The following is a 17626-nucleotide window of genomic DNA, read 5'->3' as shown; positions in this document are numbered from 1 at the left end:
TTCAAAAGACCATTTTCAAACTTATTCATTTACAACTTCTTTCTCTTTTTGTAATACAGGTAACGGTTTTTTCTTCTTTTTTGACATTACCTCTTTATCAGAAATACGTAAAGAAAATAGTAATGCTACGAGTAAAAATATTGCTGATCCAATTAATGCTGCTTGATATGGCAATAAATCTGAATGAGTATTATGTTGTACACTGCTATTTCCAAAACCGGCTAGTATACTAGCTAAAACAGCAACTCCTATCGCTGAACCTAATCGATTTTGCACATTAAATATAGTAGTTGCTCTCCCCATAGAAGGCGGCGTTATATTGTTAAATGCAGAAAATTGAACTGCTCCAACTGATTGGCCTAAGAAAATACCTATGCCAAACAATAATACCCGTACTTGCCAAGGGTTCGTATCGTGATTTACAAAACTTAATAAAATAAAGATAATCGCCGTACAAATTACCCCTATAGAAATTACCTTACGAGCTCCTAATTTCTTATATGACCATGGCACAATCTGTGACGATATCATTAATCCAATGGCCTCTGGGAATGTAGTAAGACCTGATTCCAGTGCGGATGCTCCTATTACATTTTGATACATAAGCGGAAAAACAAATAACATTCCTAGTAAACCAGCTGATGAAAATAATGAAATAAGGCTCATCTTTCTAAAGACTGGTTCTTTTAATAAGCGTAAATCTAACATCGGTTGCTTTACTTTCAGTTCGACGATTATAAACAATGTAATGAATACAACCCCAGCTATCCCAGTACTCATAATTTCTGGAGAAATCCACCCTTTTGACGGTCCCTGGCTGAGTGCATATATGAGCATCGCAAATCCTGGTGCTGATAAAATAAAGCCGAGAGAATCAAAGCGACCAGCTGATTTTTCAACATGCTCTGCTAAAAATAGAAGTCCAAATAGCAATGCAACAATTCCAAATGGTAGATTAATATAAAATGCCCAGCGCCAAGACATTTGATCTACAAAAAAGCCACCAATAATTGGTCCTACTGCCGGTGCGACAGCAATTGGCAACACAATAAACCGAGAAATTTTCGGCCTTTCCTCTGGTGAAAATGTTCGGAATAACATCGCCATCCCAACTGGTGTTAAAAGCCCCCCACCAGCACCTTGAATAATACGAAAAATATTCAAGGATGTAATATCGTTCGCTATCCCACATAACGCAGATGCGGTTGTAAATACGAAAAGAGCAGCTAGAAATACTCTTTTCGTACCGAATCGATCTCCTAACCAACCAGAAATCGGAAGGAAAACAGCTAAGCTAACTAAATATCCAACATTAACTGTCCCCATAGCAGATGGTGGCACTTGCAGTTCCTTACTTATCGTTTGCAGTGCTACATTTACAATCGTTGCGTCCATGGCAGCCATAAACATCGCTGTTATATATACGATGCTTACAACTACTTTTGGATTTATTTTTGCTTTCATTATCGTTTTCCTACTACTATTTTTTCACCAGCTTGATTACTTTTTGGATTCAAATCTGTCCAGGTATTTTCAACATATTGTAAGCAATCGTGCCTGCTAGCTTCTTCATGTACGACATTCCACCCAATAGGTACATCAAGAAAGACAGGCCAGAGAGAATACTGGCCCTCCTCATTTATTAATACTTTATATGTGTAATTATCATTTTCAAATGGATTCGTCATACTCTCCTTACCCCTTTCTTATTCTGCAAATATTTCGCTAATACTTGTCCAATTTCCGTAAGTGGACCTGGCTGACATAGATCTTTATGTCTACAGTCAATATCATGCTGCATAATTTTCCCATCTAAATAATTTAGCCATGTATTTGGAGAAATAGGATCAAACCAGTCTGGTATAACAGTAGATCTAAAGAATAAAATATCTCCATTATAAACTTTCGGTACGTATCTCCCTAATAATCCTACCGAATTTACATATGTTTCTTTCAAGTTCAATATAGTCTCTTCTTCAAGACTTGCTAATGCACTTCCATCTGTACGAAGGATTTCAACTGCACTTTCCATCGTAAGTGGTTTACCATCCATGTTATCTGGGTCATATCCGCCTAAAGCAAGTAATGCGATTAACGCTTCCTCTTCAGTAGGCGCTTCCGTATTCGGTAGGAAGTGACCAGGATAAGAATCTAGCATAACGAGTAATTCTACTTCTTCCCCTTCATTTTGTAGTTGCGCTGCCATTGCATGCACAACATTTCCTCCGAGCGACCAACCGAGTAAACGATATGGTCCGTGAGGCTGTACTTCACGAACGTGTTTTAAATAATCCGCTGCCATTTCCTCTAAACTTCTTGGAAGTTCTTCATTTTTAGCGATACCACGTGCTTGCACGCCGTAGATTGGATAATCTGTTCCTAAAGATTTCATAAGTCCTGCATAGCACCAACTTAATCCACCTGCTGGGTGTACACAAAATAGTGGCAATTGGTTTCCGCTTGCTCGTAACGGAAGCAACACATCGAGTGCACTTTGTCCATTTCCCACTTCAAGTCTTTCAGCAAGGCCTGCAACAGTAGGTGCTGCAAATAAAGTTCCGATATTTAATTCGATCCCAAGTGCTTCTTTAATACGGCTCATAAGCTGCACTGCAAGGAGTGAATGACCACCTAAATCAAAGAATCCGTCATCAATTCCAATTTGAGGTACACTTAGCACTTCTGTAAACAAGTCACATAACATTTCTTCTTGCGGTGTTCTTGGTCCACGACTAGAAGATGATATGATAAATTCTGGAGCTGGCAATGCCTTTCTATCTAACTTACCGTTCGGAGTTAAAGGGAACTCATTTACTACTACAAAAGCGTATGGAACCATATAATCTGGTAAACTACCACTAGCAAACTGACGCATTTCATTCATATCAATCGCTTCATTATTTGATGCGACGATATAAGAAACTAATCGTTTATCCCCTGGTTGATCTTCCCGTACAATAACTGCTACTTGCTCAACTGTAGGGTGTTTCATTATGACCGCTTCTATTTCTCCTAATTCAATTCGGAATCCACGAATTTTTATTTGATGATCTGCACGTCCTATATAATCTAGCGTCCCATCTTGACGCCAGCGTGCTAAGTCTCCAGTACGATACATTCTTGTACCTGGCTTGCCAAATGGATCTGCAATAAAACGTTCTGCAGTTAAACCTGCCCTTCCTAAATATCCACGAGCAAGCCCTGCACCTGCAACATACATTTCTCCAACTACTCCAGGTGGCACTGGTTGTAAATAATGATCTAATACGTATACTTTAAGATCAGGTATACTGCACCCAATTAAACTATTTGCTCGTAAAGAAACGGTACTCTCATCTAGCTCAATATAACTAACATGTACTGTCGTCTCAGTAATACCGTACATATTAATAAGCTTCGGTGCGTTATGAGGATGTCGACTATACCAATCTTCTAATCGACTTAGCTCAAGTGCTTCACCTCCAAAAACAACATATCGTAAAGATAATTGTTGGCCAATCTCTTTATTTTCACGATCTGCTTGCATCAATTGATAGAACGCTGATGGAGTTTGGTTTAAAACAGTTACCTTTTCTTTAACAAGAAGCTGTAAAAATTCTTTCGGCGAGCGACTTACAGTATGTGGAACTACAACTAAGCGCCCTCCGTATAATAAAGGTCCCCAAATTTCCCAAACCGAGAAATCAAAAGCATATGAATGGAACATCGTCCACACATCGTTTCCATCAAACTGGAACCAATGATCAGTTGCTCCTAAAAGTCTTACTACATTTTGATGAGGTATCATAACGCCTTTCGGTCTACCTGTTGAACCTGATGTATAAATAACGTAAGCAATATGTGATGGAGTTAATGGCTTCACGCGCTCCATTTCATCAATATTGTCTTCACTATGTTTCTCAATTTCTTCTATTACTTTTACATTATCAACTAAAACTTTTAGTGCCTCATTACATTCAATTTCCACTTCTGAATTCGTTAAAACACATGATGGTTTCGCATCGTGTAGCATAAAAGAAATACGGTCTGCTGGGTAATCTGGATCTAACGGAAGGTATCCAGCACCAGCTTTAAGAACAGCTAATAAGCTTACAACCATGTTTAATGATCTTGGCATCGCTAAAGCAACGAGTTGATCAGGACCAATTCCTTTTGCTATTAGGAATCGAGCTATTTTATTTGCTTTTCTATTTAACTCTTCATAAGTTAATTTCTTATTTTCAAAGACGACAGCAATAGCATTTGGATTAATATGAACCTGCTTTTCAAATAATTGTGGCAATGTCATTTCTGGTGCAATTTGAAAACCACCATTCCACTTTTCTAACACTGTATTTTTCTCTGCTAAAGTTAATATTTCTAATCTGCCAATGGATTGATCTGGATTTGTCGCCGCATCATCTAATAACAAAATGAATCGTTCTATTAGTTTTTGAACCGTTTCATGTTTATATAAATCGGTACTAAACTCTAGTAAACCATGTAAACCGTTCGGAGTACCATCAACCCCGTGACTCTCACTAATTTCAAATGTTAAATCAAACTTCGCAGAGCCAACACTTTGAATTTCAAGGCTCGTTTCTATATCCGGGACATCAAAGATTGCTTCTGGCGTATTTTGGAAAGCTAACATAACTTGAAATAGCGGATGACTATTTCGAGTACGCACCGGGTTTAACACTTCAACGAGTCGTTCAAATGGAACATCTTGATTTTCATAAGCTGCAAGATTTGCCTGCTTCACTCTATTTAATAATTCTTTAAAACTTGGATCTCCTGAAGTATTTGTACGTAACACTAATGTATTTACAAATAAACCAACAATATCTGAAAGTACATCATCATTTCTTCCAGCAATCGGACTTCCAATTGGTATATCAGTGCCTGCACCTAATCTTGTAAATAGCGCACTTAGTCCTGCTTGCAATACCATAAACAAACTAACTCCGTTTTTCCGTGCGAGCTCTACTAACCTACTATGCATACCTGCATCTATATGAAAATGAATTGTTTCTCCTCTGTAACTCGTTTCCATTGGACGCTGATAATCTGTAGGTAACTCCAATTGATCTGGTAATCCCTTTAACTCTTTCTTCCAAAAATCTAATTGTGTTGAAATGAGACTTTCTTGTGTAGTTTCATCCCCTAACAATTGCTGTTGCCAAAGTGCATAATCTGCGTATTGAACTGGAAGTGTCTCCAGCTGTACTTTGTTCCCTTGACATCGCGCTTTATACGCCGCTGTAAAATCTCTCGTCAACGGTTGTAACGACCAGCCATCCCCTACAATATGATGCAATAGAATTAGTAATACATGTTCGTTTTCATTCACTGTAAATAGTTGCAAACGAACTGCTGGTTCAACATCGAGGTTAAAGCTATATCTTACAGCCTCCGCAAGTACACTTTCTAATTCATTTTTACATGTATTTGTTATAATCATTTCAAGATTTAAGTTTTCCATATGTAAAATTTCCTGGTAGGAACTACCTAATACGTTAGGGAAAATTGTTCTAAGTGTTTCATGTTTCTCGACTACATCATAAAAGGCACCTTGTAATGCTCCCTCGTTCAACTTTCCAGACAAACGAATGACTAACGGAATATTATAAGTAGGACTTGGACCTTCTAAACAATGTAAGAACCATAATCTACGCTGTGCAAATGAAAGTGGAACTTCATTTGGCCTACTTACTTTCTTAATCGCTGGTCTTGCAGTTTTTGCTCGATCCAATTGTTTCACTAATTCAGCAACAGTTGGCGATTCAAATAGTTTTCCAATTCCTAATTCGACACTTAACGTTTCACGAATTCTTGCCATTAAACGCGATGCAAGAAGCGAATGTCCACCCATTTCAAAGAAATTATCATCAATGCTAATGCGAGAAACACCAAGTACTTCTGCAAATAAATCACATAATATTTCTTCTTTCGGATTTCTAGCAACTCTCTCATTGTTCATGCCATTAAAATCAGGAGCAGGTAATTTCTTTCTATCAACCTTTCCATTTGGCGTTAATGGTAATTCTTCTAGCCATACAAATGCTGATGGCACCATATAATTCGCTAAACTTTCTGAAACATAAGAACGAATTTCTGAAAGATGAATCGTTTCCTTCTCTTCGGCAACAATATACGCAATGATTCGTTTATCATTTGGACGATCTTCTCGTACCATAACCACTGCTTGCTTAATATTTTCATGGCGTTGTAATACCATTTCAATTTCAGCTAATTCAATTCGGAAACCACGAATTTTAATTTGATGATCTGCGCGGTTCATGTACTCTAAAACACCATCACTGCGCCATTTTACTAGATCACCTGTACGGTACATGCGCTGCCCTGGTTTTCCATAAGGATTTGCAACAAACCGTTCAGCTGTTAACTCCGGTTTTCCTAAATATCCGCTTGCAAGCCCTTCCCCTGCAATATACAATTCACCAATTACTCCAGGTGGTACTGGTTGTAAACCTGCATCTAATACATACACGTCTGTATTCCAAATTGGCTTTCCAATAGGAGGTATACCACTTTCCCTTTCATCGATGTTCATGACAGTAGACCAAATAGTCGTTTCAGTTGGTCCATATAAATTAGTTAATGAACAACCTAATTCTTTTAATTTATTTGCTAAATGCGCTGGAAGAGCTTCACCACCAACTAGTATGTTTAGCCCTTGTAGCTTCTCTGGATAATCAGTTACTAACGCCTGCCAAAGCGTCGGTGTAGCCTGCATAATGGTCACTCTTTCTTCCTGTAAAAGTGTCGTTAATGCAGAAGGCTCTTGAATGTCTTCCTTTTGCGCAATTGTTAAACTTGCACCACTAATAAGAGGTAAATAAATTTCTAGAGCAGAAATATCAAACGCAAATGTTGTCACTGCTAATAAATGATCATGTTCATGTAACGAAAACTTTTGTTGCATAGCCATTAAAAAGTTACTTAAACCTCTCATAGGAACAATTACACCTTTTGGGTTACCCGTTGAGCCTGAAGTATATATTGTATAGGCTGGGTTTAAAATTGATACATCATTCTTACATTCTATATTCATACGAGAATATGTATGTAATGCTAGTTTCGTTTCTTCGTCATCTAATATAATTTTTTTCATATCATTTTCTATAACTAACTTAGATGAAACAGATGAATGTGTTATGATACAAACTGGTTTTGCATCATTTACTATATAATTTATTCGCTCAGCTGGGTATTCTGGATCTATTGGTAAATACGCTGCACCAGCCTTTAAAACTGCTAGCATACTAGTTACCATTTCTATTGATCTTGGAAATACTAAAGCTACAAACTGATTTGGTCTTATTCCTTCTTCTACTAAATAATGTGCTAGTTCATTCGCTCGTTCATTTAGCTCTTTATACGTAAAGTTTACACCGTCACAAGTAATCGCTAGTTTATTTGGAGTTTTTTGCACTTGTTTTTCAAATGATATAGGTAGACTGATTAACTCATCGTCTTCCTTCGTTTCATTCCATTCCAATAAAACTTTATGATTTTCTTCAGGAAGAGTAATATTTATTTTTCCAATCGACTCGTCTTTTTGATAAGCATTTATCATTAATTCTAATAATTGCATAAATCTTTCTTTATGCAATGCTAGCTCCACACCATTATATACTTCCGGATTCGCATCAAAATGAATCATTAGCTCATTTTGATCAAAACGTTTATATACATTTATTGATAAATCATCGACAGGTCCTGCTGATAAATTATGTGTAATACCACGATTCCCACCAAAGTTAAGCCCGTAATCAAAAGGCATAACATTCACTAACGGTCCAAATAACCTTTGATTTTCACCTAATAACTTTAAGTCTCTTCTTAATTCCTCATGACGGTATTTATGATGGCGACGTACGTCTCGGATTTCTTTAGAAACTTGCTGTAATAATTCTACGAGAGTTATATTTGGGGTTACAGTAAGACGAAGTGGTACTAAATTCATTACCATACTCGGTGTATGAATAGATGCAGAACCTAGACGCCCCATCATCGGTAAACCTAAAACAATATCATTTTCACCTGTTAATTTATGCATATAAATACTTGTTACAGCGACAATGAATTCCGGCCAACTTGTTAACGAAATATTGATATTTTCTAGTAAAGCTTTCGTACTAGAACTACATAAATAAGCTGTTTCACGTAAAAATCCATTGGATGTTCTCGGTGCTCGTTCTGCCAAACTTACAACGTCTGGTTCATCCGCAAATTTTTCTAACCAAAAAGCACGATCTTCCTGAAATTGTTTAGACTCACGATACTCCATATCTTCTTGCACAACTTTTGCAAGAGAACCAAATGTCTTTTCATTCTTGTTTGTTTCTTCTATAAGTGATGTATACTCATTCGCTACCTTTTGGCTAAGAAGTGAAAATCCATAGCCATCCATCACAATGTGATGGATGCGCTGATACCAAAAGAAACGATTATTTTCAACTTGAATAAGTGCTTCAATAAATAAAGTATCTTTTTTCAAATCGACTGGCATAGATAAATCATTTTTCATCCATGCTTTAGCAGCCTCTTCAGGATTTTCTTCTTTACGAACGTCAATAAAATGCATATGAAACTGTGATTCTTCAATAACTTGCCATGGGCCAATTTCATCCTCTTCGAAGCGAACATGAAGTGCTTCTGCTTCCATTACAACTTTACGTACAGCTAATTCAAAAATGTCTTGATGAATATTTCCGTTTATTTCTACATATTCCCCAGTATTATAAATTGGATTAAGCGGATCTAATTGTTGCGCAAACCACATACCAGACTGCGCAGATGATAACGAATGACGAATCTTTTGACTATTAGGCATTCTTCACTACCCCTTTATTATGTAGTCTATATTAAAGTACACGTTCTGTTTGCAGAGATAATAAGCGATGCCAATCAACAACTGTTGGGTTCTCTGCTAAATCCGCAAAAGTAATCTCCTTTCCTTCGCGACGCCACTTCTCTACTAAACTCATAATTCTGACCGAATCAAGTCCTCTATTTAATAAATCTTCATCAGTCCCAACACTCTCTACTGGTTCACGAAGTAATTGTGCAACTAGTTCATGTACTTTTTGTAAAGTGATTTCATCATCATCTTTTAAACCTTGTAACTCTGTTAACAAACTATTAGTTGATGTCGTTACTGCACATCTATTTGACGCATACTCCAACGCTTGTTTATGATGTTCTAGTGAAAAATCAGCAACTGCATCCGCTACAAAGAACGGCTGAATTCCATCCATAAATGCTTCACAAGCTGTTAAAAGGCAGCCAATATGCGCATAAATACCGCAAATAATGAGTTGATCTCTTCCTTGTTCATTTAAAATTTCTAATAGATTTGTCTTTTTAAATGCACTATATCTCCATTTTGTTAAGAATATATCATCCTCATCAGGAGTAAGTTCATCGACAATTTTCTTTTTATCTGGTCCAGCAGGAATACCGTCCCCCCAAAAATCTTGTAATAACCCTCGTTGTTCTAGTGTTTGTCCACCCGGTTGCGCTGTATAAACAACTGGTATACCAAGTTCCTTACATTTTTCTCTTATCACCTTAATATTTGAAATGAGTTCTACTTTCGGTGACTCTTTATCGCTATATGCATCAAGAAAATATTCTTGCATGTCATGGATTAGAAGAACCGCACGTTTCGGATCTGGTTTCCAATCCACTTTATTTTTTGGTAGTTCTGATTCAATTGGCATTTTATATACTGAAATAGATGGGATAGCCATCTAATCACTTCCTTCCGGTTTTTATTATTGTTTTACTGTAATAAGTTTTTCAGCAATGACTTTACGTAGTTCTTTTTTGCTTACCTTTCCAACGCCTGTTTGCGGGAATGATTCAATAAATTCAATTCGATCTGGAATCTTATAAGCTGCTATACCACGCTCTCTTAAAAATTTTTTTAATTCACTTACTGCCGGAGCTTGTCCGCGAGCTATAACAAATGCACAAGTACGTTCTCCTAAATAATCGTCAGGCATAGATACAATCGCTACATCATGTACTGCAACATGTGCTAATAGATGATTTTCAACTTCTTCCGCGGCAACTTTCTCACCACCACGATTAATTTGATCTTTATCTCTTCCTTCTACAATGATGTAACCTTGTTCATTTACTTTCACAAGATCTCCTGTGCGATAAAATCCATCCTTTGTAAACGATTGTGCATTATGCTCTTCTGCTTTATAATAACCACGAATTGTATATGGCCCTCTTGTTAATAAACTACCTACTTCGCCAGGTTTTACATCGTTGTCATTTTCATCAACAACTCGTACTTCATCGAGTGCAGACATTGGTCTACCTTGTGTATAAATAATAATTTCTTCCGGATCATCTAATCTTGTATAGTTCACTAATCCTTCCGCCATACCGAATACTTGCTGTAATGTACATCCAAATGTAGGGCGTATACGTTTTGCAACTTCAGCACTAAATTTCGCGCCACCTACTTGAATCACTTCTAGACTCGATAAATCGTTATTACGTGAAGATGCAGCATCAAGCCATATCATTGCTAATGGTGGTACGAGAGCAGTAATCGTAACTTTTTCTTTTTCAATAAGTGCAAATGCCTCATCTGGACTACCTCCAGTTGCCAGCACTACTTTTCCACCCGCATAGAAAGTTCCAAATGTTCCAGGAGAGCTCATCGGGTAATTATGTGCTACTGGAAGAACGGCCATATAGACACTCTTTGCACTTAAATTACAAATTTCAGCGCTAACACGTAAACTATAAATATAATCATCATGCGTTCGAGGAATTAATTTAGAAAGTCCTGTTGTCCCTCCTGATAATTGGAGAAACGCAACATCACTTGGCTGAACTTCTGGTAATGGAACGGGATCTATATATAAATCACTTATGTTCACAAATTCTTCTTCTTCTCCCACTACAATTACATGTTGTAAAGTTGGCACTTTCTCTTTCACTTCTCTTGCTAGTTTTCGATAATCAAAACCGAGAGCTTTATCTGAAATAACGTAAGCACTCGCCTCACCAAACTCACAAAAATAACTAATTTCACTGCTTCGATGTGAAGGTAATGCAAAAACAGGAAGTGCCCCAATTCGAAATAGTGCAAAACATACTTCGAAAAACTCAATAACGTTAGGTAGCTGGATTACAACTCGATCCTCTTGCTTTATTCCTAAATTCAGTAGCCCTGAAGCTAATCGATCTACTTTTTTATCAAACTCACTATACGTAATATGCGTATTACCACTTACAACTGCAATTTGATCGCCATATTTTTCAGCTCGCTCTCTTAACATCCCGCCAAATGTTTCCCCAAGCCAACACCCTTCCTCTCGATAACGATCAGCAAATTCTTTTGGCCATTTTGTATAACCTGTTAGCATTCTTTCTGCCCCCTACTTTTCATTAAGTGAACTATCATTTAATCCTAATGCTTTCAACATTGTTTGGAACTTAGCTGATGTTTCTGCTAATTCATCTTCTGGTTTTGACTCAGCAACAACGCCCGCTCCTGCATATAAACGGAGTGTATTTTCTTGTACTTCAGCACAACGAATTGTAACAATCCATTCACCGTCTCCATTTAAATCACTCCACCCTAGCATTCCTGTAAAGAATTCACGGTCAAATGGCTCAATTTTTTGAATCGCCTCTCTCGCTTCTTCCATCGGTGTGCCGCAAACTGCTGGCGTCGGATGAAGAGCAATTGCTAATTCCAAAGAAGTAGTATTCGGATCCTTTAGTTCACCTTTCACTTCAGTAGATAAATGCCACATCGCTTCACTATGAATAACGGATGGCTTTTCCGGAACATGTAATGTATGACAGTACGGACGAAGCGCTGCAGCAACTGCTTCTACTACTACCGCATGTTCATGTAAATCTTTTGGAGAAGAAAGTAATTCCTCTGCTCTTCTCTTATCTTCAGCTGAATCCTCACTACGTGGCCTTGAACCAGCTAACGGATTAGAAATAACTTGCATACCATTACGTGAGACGAGTAATTCAGGGCTCGCTCCAATTAACGTCTTACTACTCTCATTTTCATCTTTCGATACATTCACAGCAAATGTATATCCATGCTTATTATGCGCTGCTAATTCTCGAAGAAGTTTTTGCTTATCAATCTTTTCGGAAGAATTAACATCTAACGATCTGGATAGAACGATTTTTTTTAAATCCCCGCCCTTTATTTTTGCAATTCCTTGCTTCACACCATTCATATACACTTCAGGCGCTGGCATTGACGTCATTTCGAATGTTACGTTCTCATTTGTTTCAAACTGATTTGTTGTATTCAATTGTAAACGCTCAGAAATTCTGCTATATTCTGGTACGATAAGTTGAACTTCTTTTCTACGATCAAATGGCAAGGCACCGACGACGATAGGATTCGGATTTCCTGCTTGTTTTGCATTACGTAACACTGCTTGTACAAGCTCTGGAAAACTTTCAATTTCATGATGCTTTACTGTAGTAAACTCTCCTTCTGCTAATATCGTTCGAGTTGGTGAAGCGAAAAAGAATGAAGATTCAGTCTTATAATCTTCTAGTAATTTTTCTGACAGTTCCTTTACAGCCGTAAATTCCTTCATTGTATAGTAACCCCCTGAATTTTTTATTAAACGCCTAATGTAGCTCCGCCATCAACACATAAATTATGCATTGTAATATGACTAGCTTTATCTGAAGCTAAAAACAATACTGCTTCAGCAATTTCTGAAGGCTGTGCAATTTTTTGTAACGGTATACCGAGTCTATATGTACTTTGAGAACCAGCAATTATATTTTTTTCTCCATTCTCATCAGCCCATAGTAACCTTTGCATTTCAGTTTCAGTAGAACCTGGAGAAACTACGTTACAGCGAATGTTATACGCTGCAAGTTCTAATCCTAAACATTTCATAAACATCGTCGTAGCAGCTTTTGATGCAGCATATGCAGCCATCTCCATTCTCGGCGTATTTGCTGCATTTGAACCAACTGTAACAATTGCCCCTGACTTTCTTTGCATCATATGTTTACTTACTGCTCGGGACATATAGAAAACTCCTGTAGAATTTACAGAAAACGTTTTATTCCAATCTTCATCACTTAACGAGTGAATCGCTCCCATACGTAAAACCCCTGCAACATTTACTAATATATCTATTGGCGCTATTTCATTTTCAATATCATTTACCATCTGTTCAACTGCGGTACTATCACTCACATCTAAGCAAAACGTTTTCAAATGTATTTCATTTAAGAGTTCGTTTAATCCCTCTTCATTTTGATCAACCGCAATAACTGTAGCTCCTCTTTCTAAAAACATTTTAGCAACAACACTACCTATACCTTGAGCTGCACCTGTTACTAAAACAGTTTTCCCATCAAATTCCCCTAAGTTCATTTCCTCTATCCTTTCATTTAAAAATCAATCTAATTAAACAAATAATGATAATGATTATCATTATCGATGTAAAAAATAATACACTTACTAAACTAATTGGTCAAGTGTACTTTTCATTAAAATATTATTCATTGATAATGTTTTTCATTTAATGTTCTTACACCGAAATGATAATCTTTCTCAATAAACTTGTCAACCTATTTTTATTTTTCAGATAAAAACTTTAGTGCTTTTCAATACAATTACATCTAAAAGTATTAATAAACACTTACATTAATACTTTAATTCTTACTCCTCTTTGTAAAAATTGAAGATGATAAACTGAAGGTCTCTTCAGTTACAAAGCCTTAACAAAAAGTCGAACATTTATTTTCTCAATATTTGTCTGAAAATATATCTTGCAAACATCAATTCATATTTTCTTTATTATTTAAGATTTAATACATATTTCGAATACGATGTATCGATTTATTATATTCCAATATAATCCAAACGGATATTTCACTCACTTTTATATCAAAAAAAATAAAAAGTAATTTAACCTTGTTAAAATAACTCAAAAAAGCACCCTATTTAACAGGATGCTTTTTCGTAACTATAGTGTTATAGAAGATTTATATACTTATGCTACGCTGCGATACGCTTCTTCTTGTTCTTTTTTCTGTTTAGGTGCTCGAATTAAAATTGCGATAATGAATGACACGACACATAGTACGCCAATCACCATAAAGGTTGGTTTGAATCCACCTAGAAGTGCACCGATAAAGGAACCTGCAAGCGCTCCAAATCCAAATCCTTGATACACAATTCCGTAATTCTTACTATGGTTTTTCATACCGAAGAAATCACCAACAATAGCTGGGAAAATAGTAATATTTCCACCAAAACAAAACGCTACACTTGCTACACATACGAAGTAGATACCGTAATTCAAATCTACGAAACTTAGAACTAATACCGAACTCGCCATAACCACAAAAGTACCCGTAACGATTTTTAAACGACCAATTTTATCTGATAACGGTCCTAGAATAATACGACCTAATGTGTTAAATATTGCAACCATAGCCACCGCATTAGCTGCTGTCGCTGCACTAAGCCCTACAAGTTGAACACCAATGTCTTTTACCATACCAATTAAGTATAAGCCACTCATACATGATGTAAATAACATGATGAATAATAAGTATACTTGTTTTGTGCCTAACATTTCTTTCATTGTATATTCATGAGTGTTTGTTTCCTGAACTGCACCTTGATCAGCAGCTTGATGGATTAAACAAGCTCCAAGGACAATCATAGCTGTAACAATTAAACCCCAATATATAAACGCTTGCGATACACCAACGGAATCGATTAACTTTGCATTTATATATTTGAAAATTAAGCTACCTGTACCATATGCAGCTACAGATATACCAGAGATTAAACCTTTACGTTCAGGGAACCACTTAATTAAATTAGATAGTGAAGTAATATAAGCTGTACCATCTGCGTAACCTACAACAACTCCTGCTAGTATATAAAGCAATATTAACGAAGAAGCTTGTGAACTAAGTACTAATCCTAGTCCTAATGCTAGTCCAGCTATCATAATAAGTTTACGAAGTCCCCATTTTTCTTGCAATTTACTTGCAAATAAAGTTGAAAATGCTAAGGAAAGACTAGTAATTGAGAAAGTTATCGCAACCGCGTTAAGACTCCAACCGTATTTACTAACTAAAGGCTGATTGAATAAACTCCATGTATATATCGTTCCAAGTCCCATTTGAACTATTACTGTACCAAGGACAACAAGCCATGGATTAACCTTTGATTTTTTCATACCTTTCCGCCTCCTCTTTCTATTTCAATGCTTTTCGCTAAGTCTTGTTTTTTTATGTTCATTTTGGTCATCTCTTTTGATTTAACACCCTCATTGTATAAGATGTTTTCAGTTATGTAAGCACTTACAAGACAAGGCGTCAAAAACATGGAATCAGTTACAGAAAACGAAGGATGAAATACAAAAAAATGTTTTTTAAATACGTAATAGTTGTTCATATTGTTTTGTATAAGTTAAATTTACATATGTTTTTGAATCCTTTTTTCAATAGTAAAACAATAAAACCGTCTCTTTAATAAACATTAAAGAGACGGTTTTATTAAATTAATTCATAAGCCTGACTTTCTTTATACATTTATAATTGTTTCTTCAAATGTAATAATTGGCTCTACAAATTCCATCATAATGAAAGCATTTTTAATACGTCTTGTTAAAACTTCTTTTAATTCTGCACACATTTCTTCTGTAAGTGATTTTACAAATACAAAGTTGTGATAATACATCACACTCTTCTCTTTACTTAAAGGATTTAAAAACATCCCCTCTTTTGTAACGAGAGCGTTAGAATGCCCCGCTAAAGTTGAAAGAAATGTCTCTAAAATTTTTATTTCTCTTTTTGAAAATGCTTCTTCACAAACTACTTTAATATTCATTTCTGTTATCATTTATATATTCCCCCAACCATTTTTTCACAAGGGGATACTATTAAATCTTTACACAACTCCCCTTGTCGTTCAAAAAATTCACCAGAAAACTAAGTTGACTAACTTGTTTTTTCCCTTTATTCATATAAATCTCTCCTTTCGTATATATTACTTCTCCATTTGTAATTGATTACCTTTTTATATTGAAGTTTTTCTATGTTTTTAATTGGAATTTCACCAAAAGGGATCTTATTCCTAAACATATATTTTTTTGTACTCCTAAAAAACCCTTACTTATTTACTTTACGTTTTGGGCTACATAGTATTTGTCTTTTAAATAATTTGTTTAGCTGCAGTATATATTACATAGAAATATTGTTTCACTGATGCTGAAAACAATTTACTTTGCTTATAATAAAATATAACTTTTAGCATAGGAGTACTTTATACTCTTCTATTAGACTACAAATATTTTTTTGATAAATAAAACTAAATATTCACTAATATACTTATACGTGGTTTAATATATATAATAAAAAATATTTCTGTCTTTAATGAGGAGGTACTATGAAAGCAAACGTAGGGGATACTATACTTTTTCAACGAAACAATTTAAAGATTACAGGATCTGTATTAAAACTTTATACTGAATCGGTCTTAGTTGAAATTACAAATGTAAGCGGTGGTACTTTTGAATTTGATCGAACAATTGTAAATCATAAAAACTATAAAGTTTTAAATGCAAATACATAAAACAACACAAAATAGCTCCTGCTAAACAGCAGGGGCTATTTTATATAAAAATATTTCACTAGTTTATATACCCTAAAACATTAACAATCTTACTCGCTTTTAAATTGTTAATATGATAATAAATTTCTAAACCTCTTCTCTCTGCTCGTAACACTTTACCCTTCATTTTTGATAAATGTTGTGAAACAGTAGATTGCGGGATGTTCAGTAACTCTGTTAATTGTGTTACATTACAAGTTTTTCTTGTACTTAATTCATTTACAATTTGCAGTCGGATTGGATGCGCCATAATTTTTAAAATATCTACATCTTCTTCTGAAACTAAAGTTTTTTTCATTTCACTCGTATATGTTGTCATAAGACATTCCCCTTTTATATGAATTCCATTTTTATAAGATCTATTTCCAAAATTTTTAAAACCCTCGATTAAAACTTTCATATAGAAATAAAAGGATTTTAAATTTTTGAAAACAGAACTTACATTCACTTTATTTATTTGGTACATATACATAATACAATGTTAATATGTGCTCTATGTGAAGTTCGCATAAATTTGTAATGAAGATTTTTCAAATAATTCACATCTAACTACATATTTCCTCCTAACACTATCCAGTGATTTTAACATATTTTAGGCGTTTGTATATACTATCTACAAAATAAATGTTATTTAGGGGGAATTCAAATGCCTACAATGTTACAAGAAGAAGTTGAAGAAGCGCGCGAAACATATGTCAGTCGTATCATTTTGGTCGGTGGATCGGCTTTATTTTTAGTAGGTGGTGTTATCTCGGCAATTTCGGCTTTTAAAGCTTATAATCGTTTGGAAAATACGCCGTCTTCTACAGATAACTCATAGGTGAATTATCTAATTTTGAATAACAAATAAAGAGGCTGTCCCAAAAGATGCTTTTTAGCCAAAATCGTATAAAAAGTGAAAGGCAGAAATGTTGATTTTATAACATTTCTGCCTTTTCGATTTCATGTGATCTT

Annotated in this window: 12 protein-coding genes; 2 read left to right on the top strand and 10 right to left on the bottom strand. The window is 35.5% G+C overall.

Going from position 1 to position 17626, the window contains the following annotated elements; translation table 11 throughout:
• Positions 1 to 21 precede the first annotated feature (21 nt).
• The 9 genes from ACTFR9_RS04510 to ACTFR9_RS04470 form a co-directional block, all read right to left on the bottom strand.
• Positions 22 to 1464, bottom strand: a complete 1443-nt coding sequence (locus tag ACTFR9_RS04510) for an MDR family MFS transporter (protein ID WP_000644784.1) — start codon at positions 1462 to 1464, stop codon at positions 22 to 24.
• Positions 1464 to 1688 carry an MbtH family protein gene (locus ACTFR9_RS04505; protein ID WP_000184064.1) on the bottom strand — a complete coding sequence of 75 codons (225 nt, stop codon included), beginning with the start codon at positions 1686 to 1688 and terminating at the stop codon, positions 1464 to 1466. The genes ACTFR9_RS04510 and ACTFR9_RS04505 overlap by 1 nt, the downstream gene beginning before the upstream one ends.
• Positions 1685 to 8842 (bottom strand): amino acid adenylation domain-containing protein, encoded by a 7158-nt coding sequence (locus ACTFR9_RS04500; protein WP_229136355.1) that lies wholly within the window; start codon positions 8840 to 8842, stop codon positions 1685 to 1687. The genes ACTFR9_RS04505 and ACTFR9_RS04500 overlap by 4 nt, the downstream gene beginning before the upstream one ends.
• A 31-nt stretch (positions 8843 to 8873) precedes the next feature.
• Complete coding sequence (gene dhbB, locus ACTFR9_RS04495) at positions 8874 to 9761, bottom strand: isochorismatase (RefSeq protein WP_001007245.1); 888 nt, start codon at positions 9759 to 9761, stop codon at positions 8874 to 8876.
• A gap of 24 nt (positions 9762 to 9785) precedes the next feature.
• Positions 9786 to 11402 carry a (2,3-dihydroxybenzoyl)adenylate synthase gene (locus ACTFR9_RS04490; RefSeq protein WP_000955343.1) on the bottom strand — a complete coding sequence of 539 codons (1617 nt, stop codon included), beginning with the start codon at positions 11400 to 11402 and terminating at the stop codon, positions 9786 to 9788.
• 12 nt (positions 11403 to 11414) lie between these two features.
• Complete coding sequence (gene dhbC, locus ACTFR9_RS04485) at positions 11415 to 12614, bottom strand: isochorismate synthase DhbC (protein WP_000657802.1); 1200 nt, start codon at positions 12612 to 12614, stop codon at positions 11415 to 11417.
• A gap of 26 nt (positions 12615 to 12640) precedes the next feature.
• Positions 12641 to 13411: a 2,3-dihydro-2,3-dihydroxybenzoate dehydrogenase gene (gene dhbA / locus ACTFR9_RS04480; protein WP_001048422.1), complete on the bottom strand. Its 771-nt coding sequence runs from the start codon at positions 13409 to 13411 to the stop codon at positions 12641 to 12643.
• Positions 13412 to 14033: 622 nt separating this feature from the next.
• Positions 14034 to 15236 carry an L-lactate MFS transporter gene (locus ACTFR9_RS04475; RefSeq protein WP_000748916.1) on the bottom strand — a complete coding sequence of 401 codons (1203 nt, stop codon included), beginning with the start codon at positions 15234 to 15236 and terminating at the stop codon, positions 14034 to 14036.
• Positions 15237 to 15583: 347 nt separating this feature from the next.
• Complete coding sequence (locus ACTFR9_RS04470; protein WP_000627294.1) at positions 15584 to 15901, bottom strand: hypothetical protein; 318 nt, start codon at positions 15899 to 15901, stop codon at positions 15584 to 15586.
• Between the two features lie 546 nt (positions 15902 to 16447).
• On the opposite strand from ACTFR9_RS04470, the gene ACTFR9_RS04465 reads away from it, so the two are divergent.
• On the top strand, positions 16448 to 16633 hold the full coding sequence (locus ACTFR9_RS04465; protein ID WP_000646792.1) for a YkvS family protein: 186 nt from the start codon (positions 16448 to 16450) through the stop codon (positions 16631 to 16633).
• Positions 16634 to 16691: 58 nt separating this feature from the next.
• Here ACTFR9_RS04465 and ACTFR9_RS04460 read toward each other — a convergent pair whose 3' ends face one another.
• Entirely contained in the window at positions 16692 to 16991 is a 300-nt protein-coding gene (locus ACTFR9_RS04460) for an ArsR/SmtB family transcription factor (protein ID WP_000214794.1), read from the bottom strand.
• Positions 16992 to 17318: 327 nt separating this feature from the next.
• Here ACTFR9_RS04460 and ACTFR9_RS04455 point away from each other — a divergent pair, with 327 nt between their 5' ends.
• Positions 17319 to 17492, top strand: coding sequence for a hypothetical protein (locus ACTFR9_RS04455; protein WP_001142747.1), 174 nt, complete (start codon positions 17319 to 17321; stop codon positions 17490 to 17492).
• Positions 17493 to 17626: the final 134 nt, after the last annotated feature.

Source organism: Bacillus cereus group sp. MYBK222-1 (assembly GCF_051916425.1).
Classification (GTDB): Bacteria; Bacillota; Bacilli; order Bacillales; family Bacillaceae_G; genus Bacillus_A; species Bacillus_A paranthracis.
The sequence above is the reverse complement of the archived record's forward strand: the minus strand, read 5'-3'. Positions and strand labels throughout refer to the sequence as shown.

What these genes read in the sequence shown, in the direction of transcription:
- ACTFR9_RS04510 (WP_000644784.1), bottom strand. Translation starts at nt 1,464, where the DNA reads ATGAAAGCAAAAATAAATCCAAAAGTAGTTGTAAGCATCGTATATATA.
- ACTFR9_RS04505 (WP_000184064.1), bottom strand. Translation starts at nt 1,688, where the DNA reads ATGACGAATCCATTTGAAAATGATAATTACACATATAAAGTATTAATA.
- ACTFR9_RS04500 (WP_229136355.1), bottom strand. Translation starts at nt 8,842, where the DNA reads ATGCCTAATAGTCAAAAGATTCGTCATTCGTTATCATCTGCGCAGTCT.
- dhbB (WP_001007245.1), bottom strand. Translation starts at nt 9,761, where the DNA reads ATGGCTATCCCATCTATTTCAGTATATAAAATGCCAATTGAATCAGAA.
- ACTFR9_RS04490 (WP_000955343.1), bottom strand. Translation starts at nt 11,402, where the DNA reads ATGCTAACAGGTTATACAAAATGGCCAAAAGAATTTGCTGATCGTTAT.
- dhbC (WP_000657802.1), bottom strand. Translation starts at nt 12,614, where the DNA reads ATGAAGGAATTTACGGCTGTAAAGGAACTGTCAGAAAAATTACTAGAA.
- dhbA (WP_001048422.1), bottom strand. Translation starts at nt 13,411, where the DNA reads ATGAACTTAGGGGAATTTGATGGGAAAACTGTTTTAGTAACAGGTGCA.
- ACTFR9_RS04475 (WP_000748916.1), bottom strand. Translation starts at nt 15,236, where the DNA reads ATGAAAAAATCAAAGGTTAATCCATGGCTTGTTGTCCTTGGTACAGTA.
- ACTFR9_RS04470 (WP_000627294.1), bottom strand. Translation starts at nt 15,901, where the DNA reads ATGATAACAGAAATGAATATTAAAGTAGTTTGTGAAGAAGCATTTTCA.
- ACTFR9_RS04465 (WP_000646792.1), top strand. Translation starts at nt 16,448, where the DNA reads ATGAAAGCAAACGTAGGGGATACTATACTTTTTCAACGAAACAATTTA.
- ACTFR9_RS04460 (WP_000214794.1), bottom strand. Translation starts at nt 16,991, where the DNA reads ATGACAACATATACGAGTGAAATGAAAAAAACTTTAGTTTCAGAAGAA.
- ACTFR9_RS04455 (WP_001142747.1), top strand. Translation starts at nt 17,319, where the DNA reads ATGCCTACAATGTTACAAGAAGAAGTTGAAGAAGCGCGCGAAACATAT.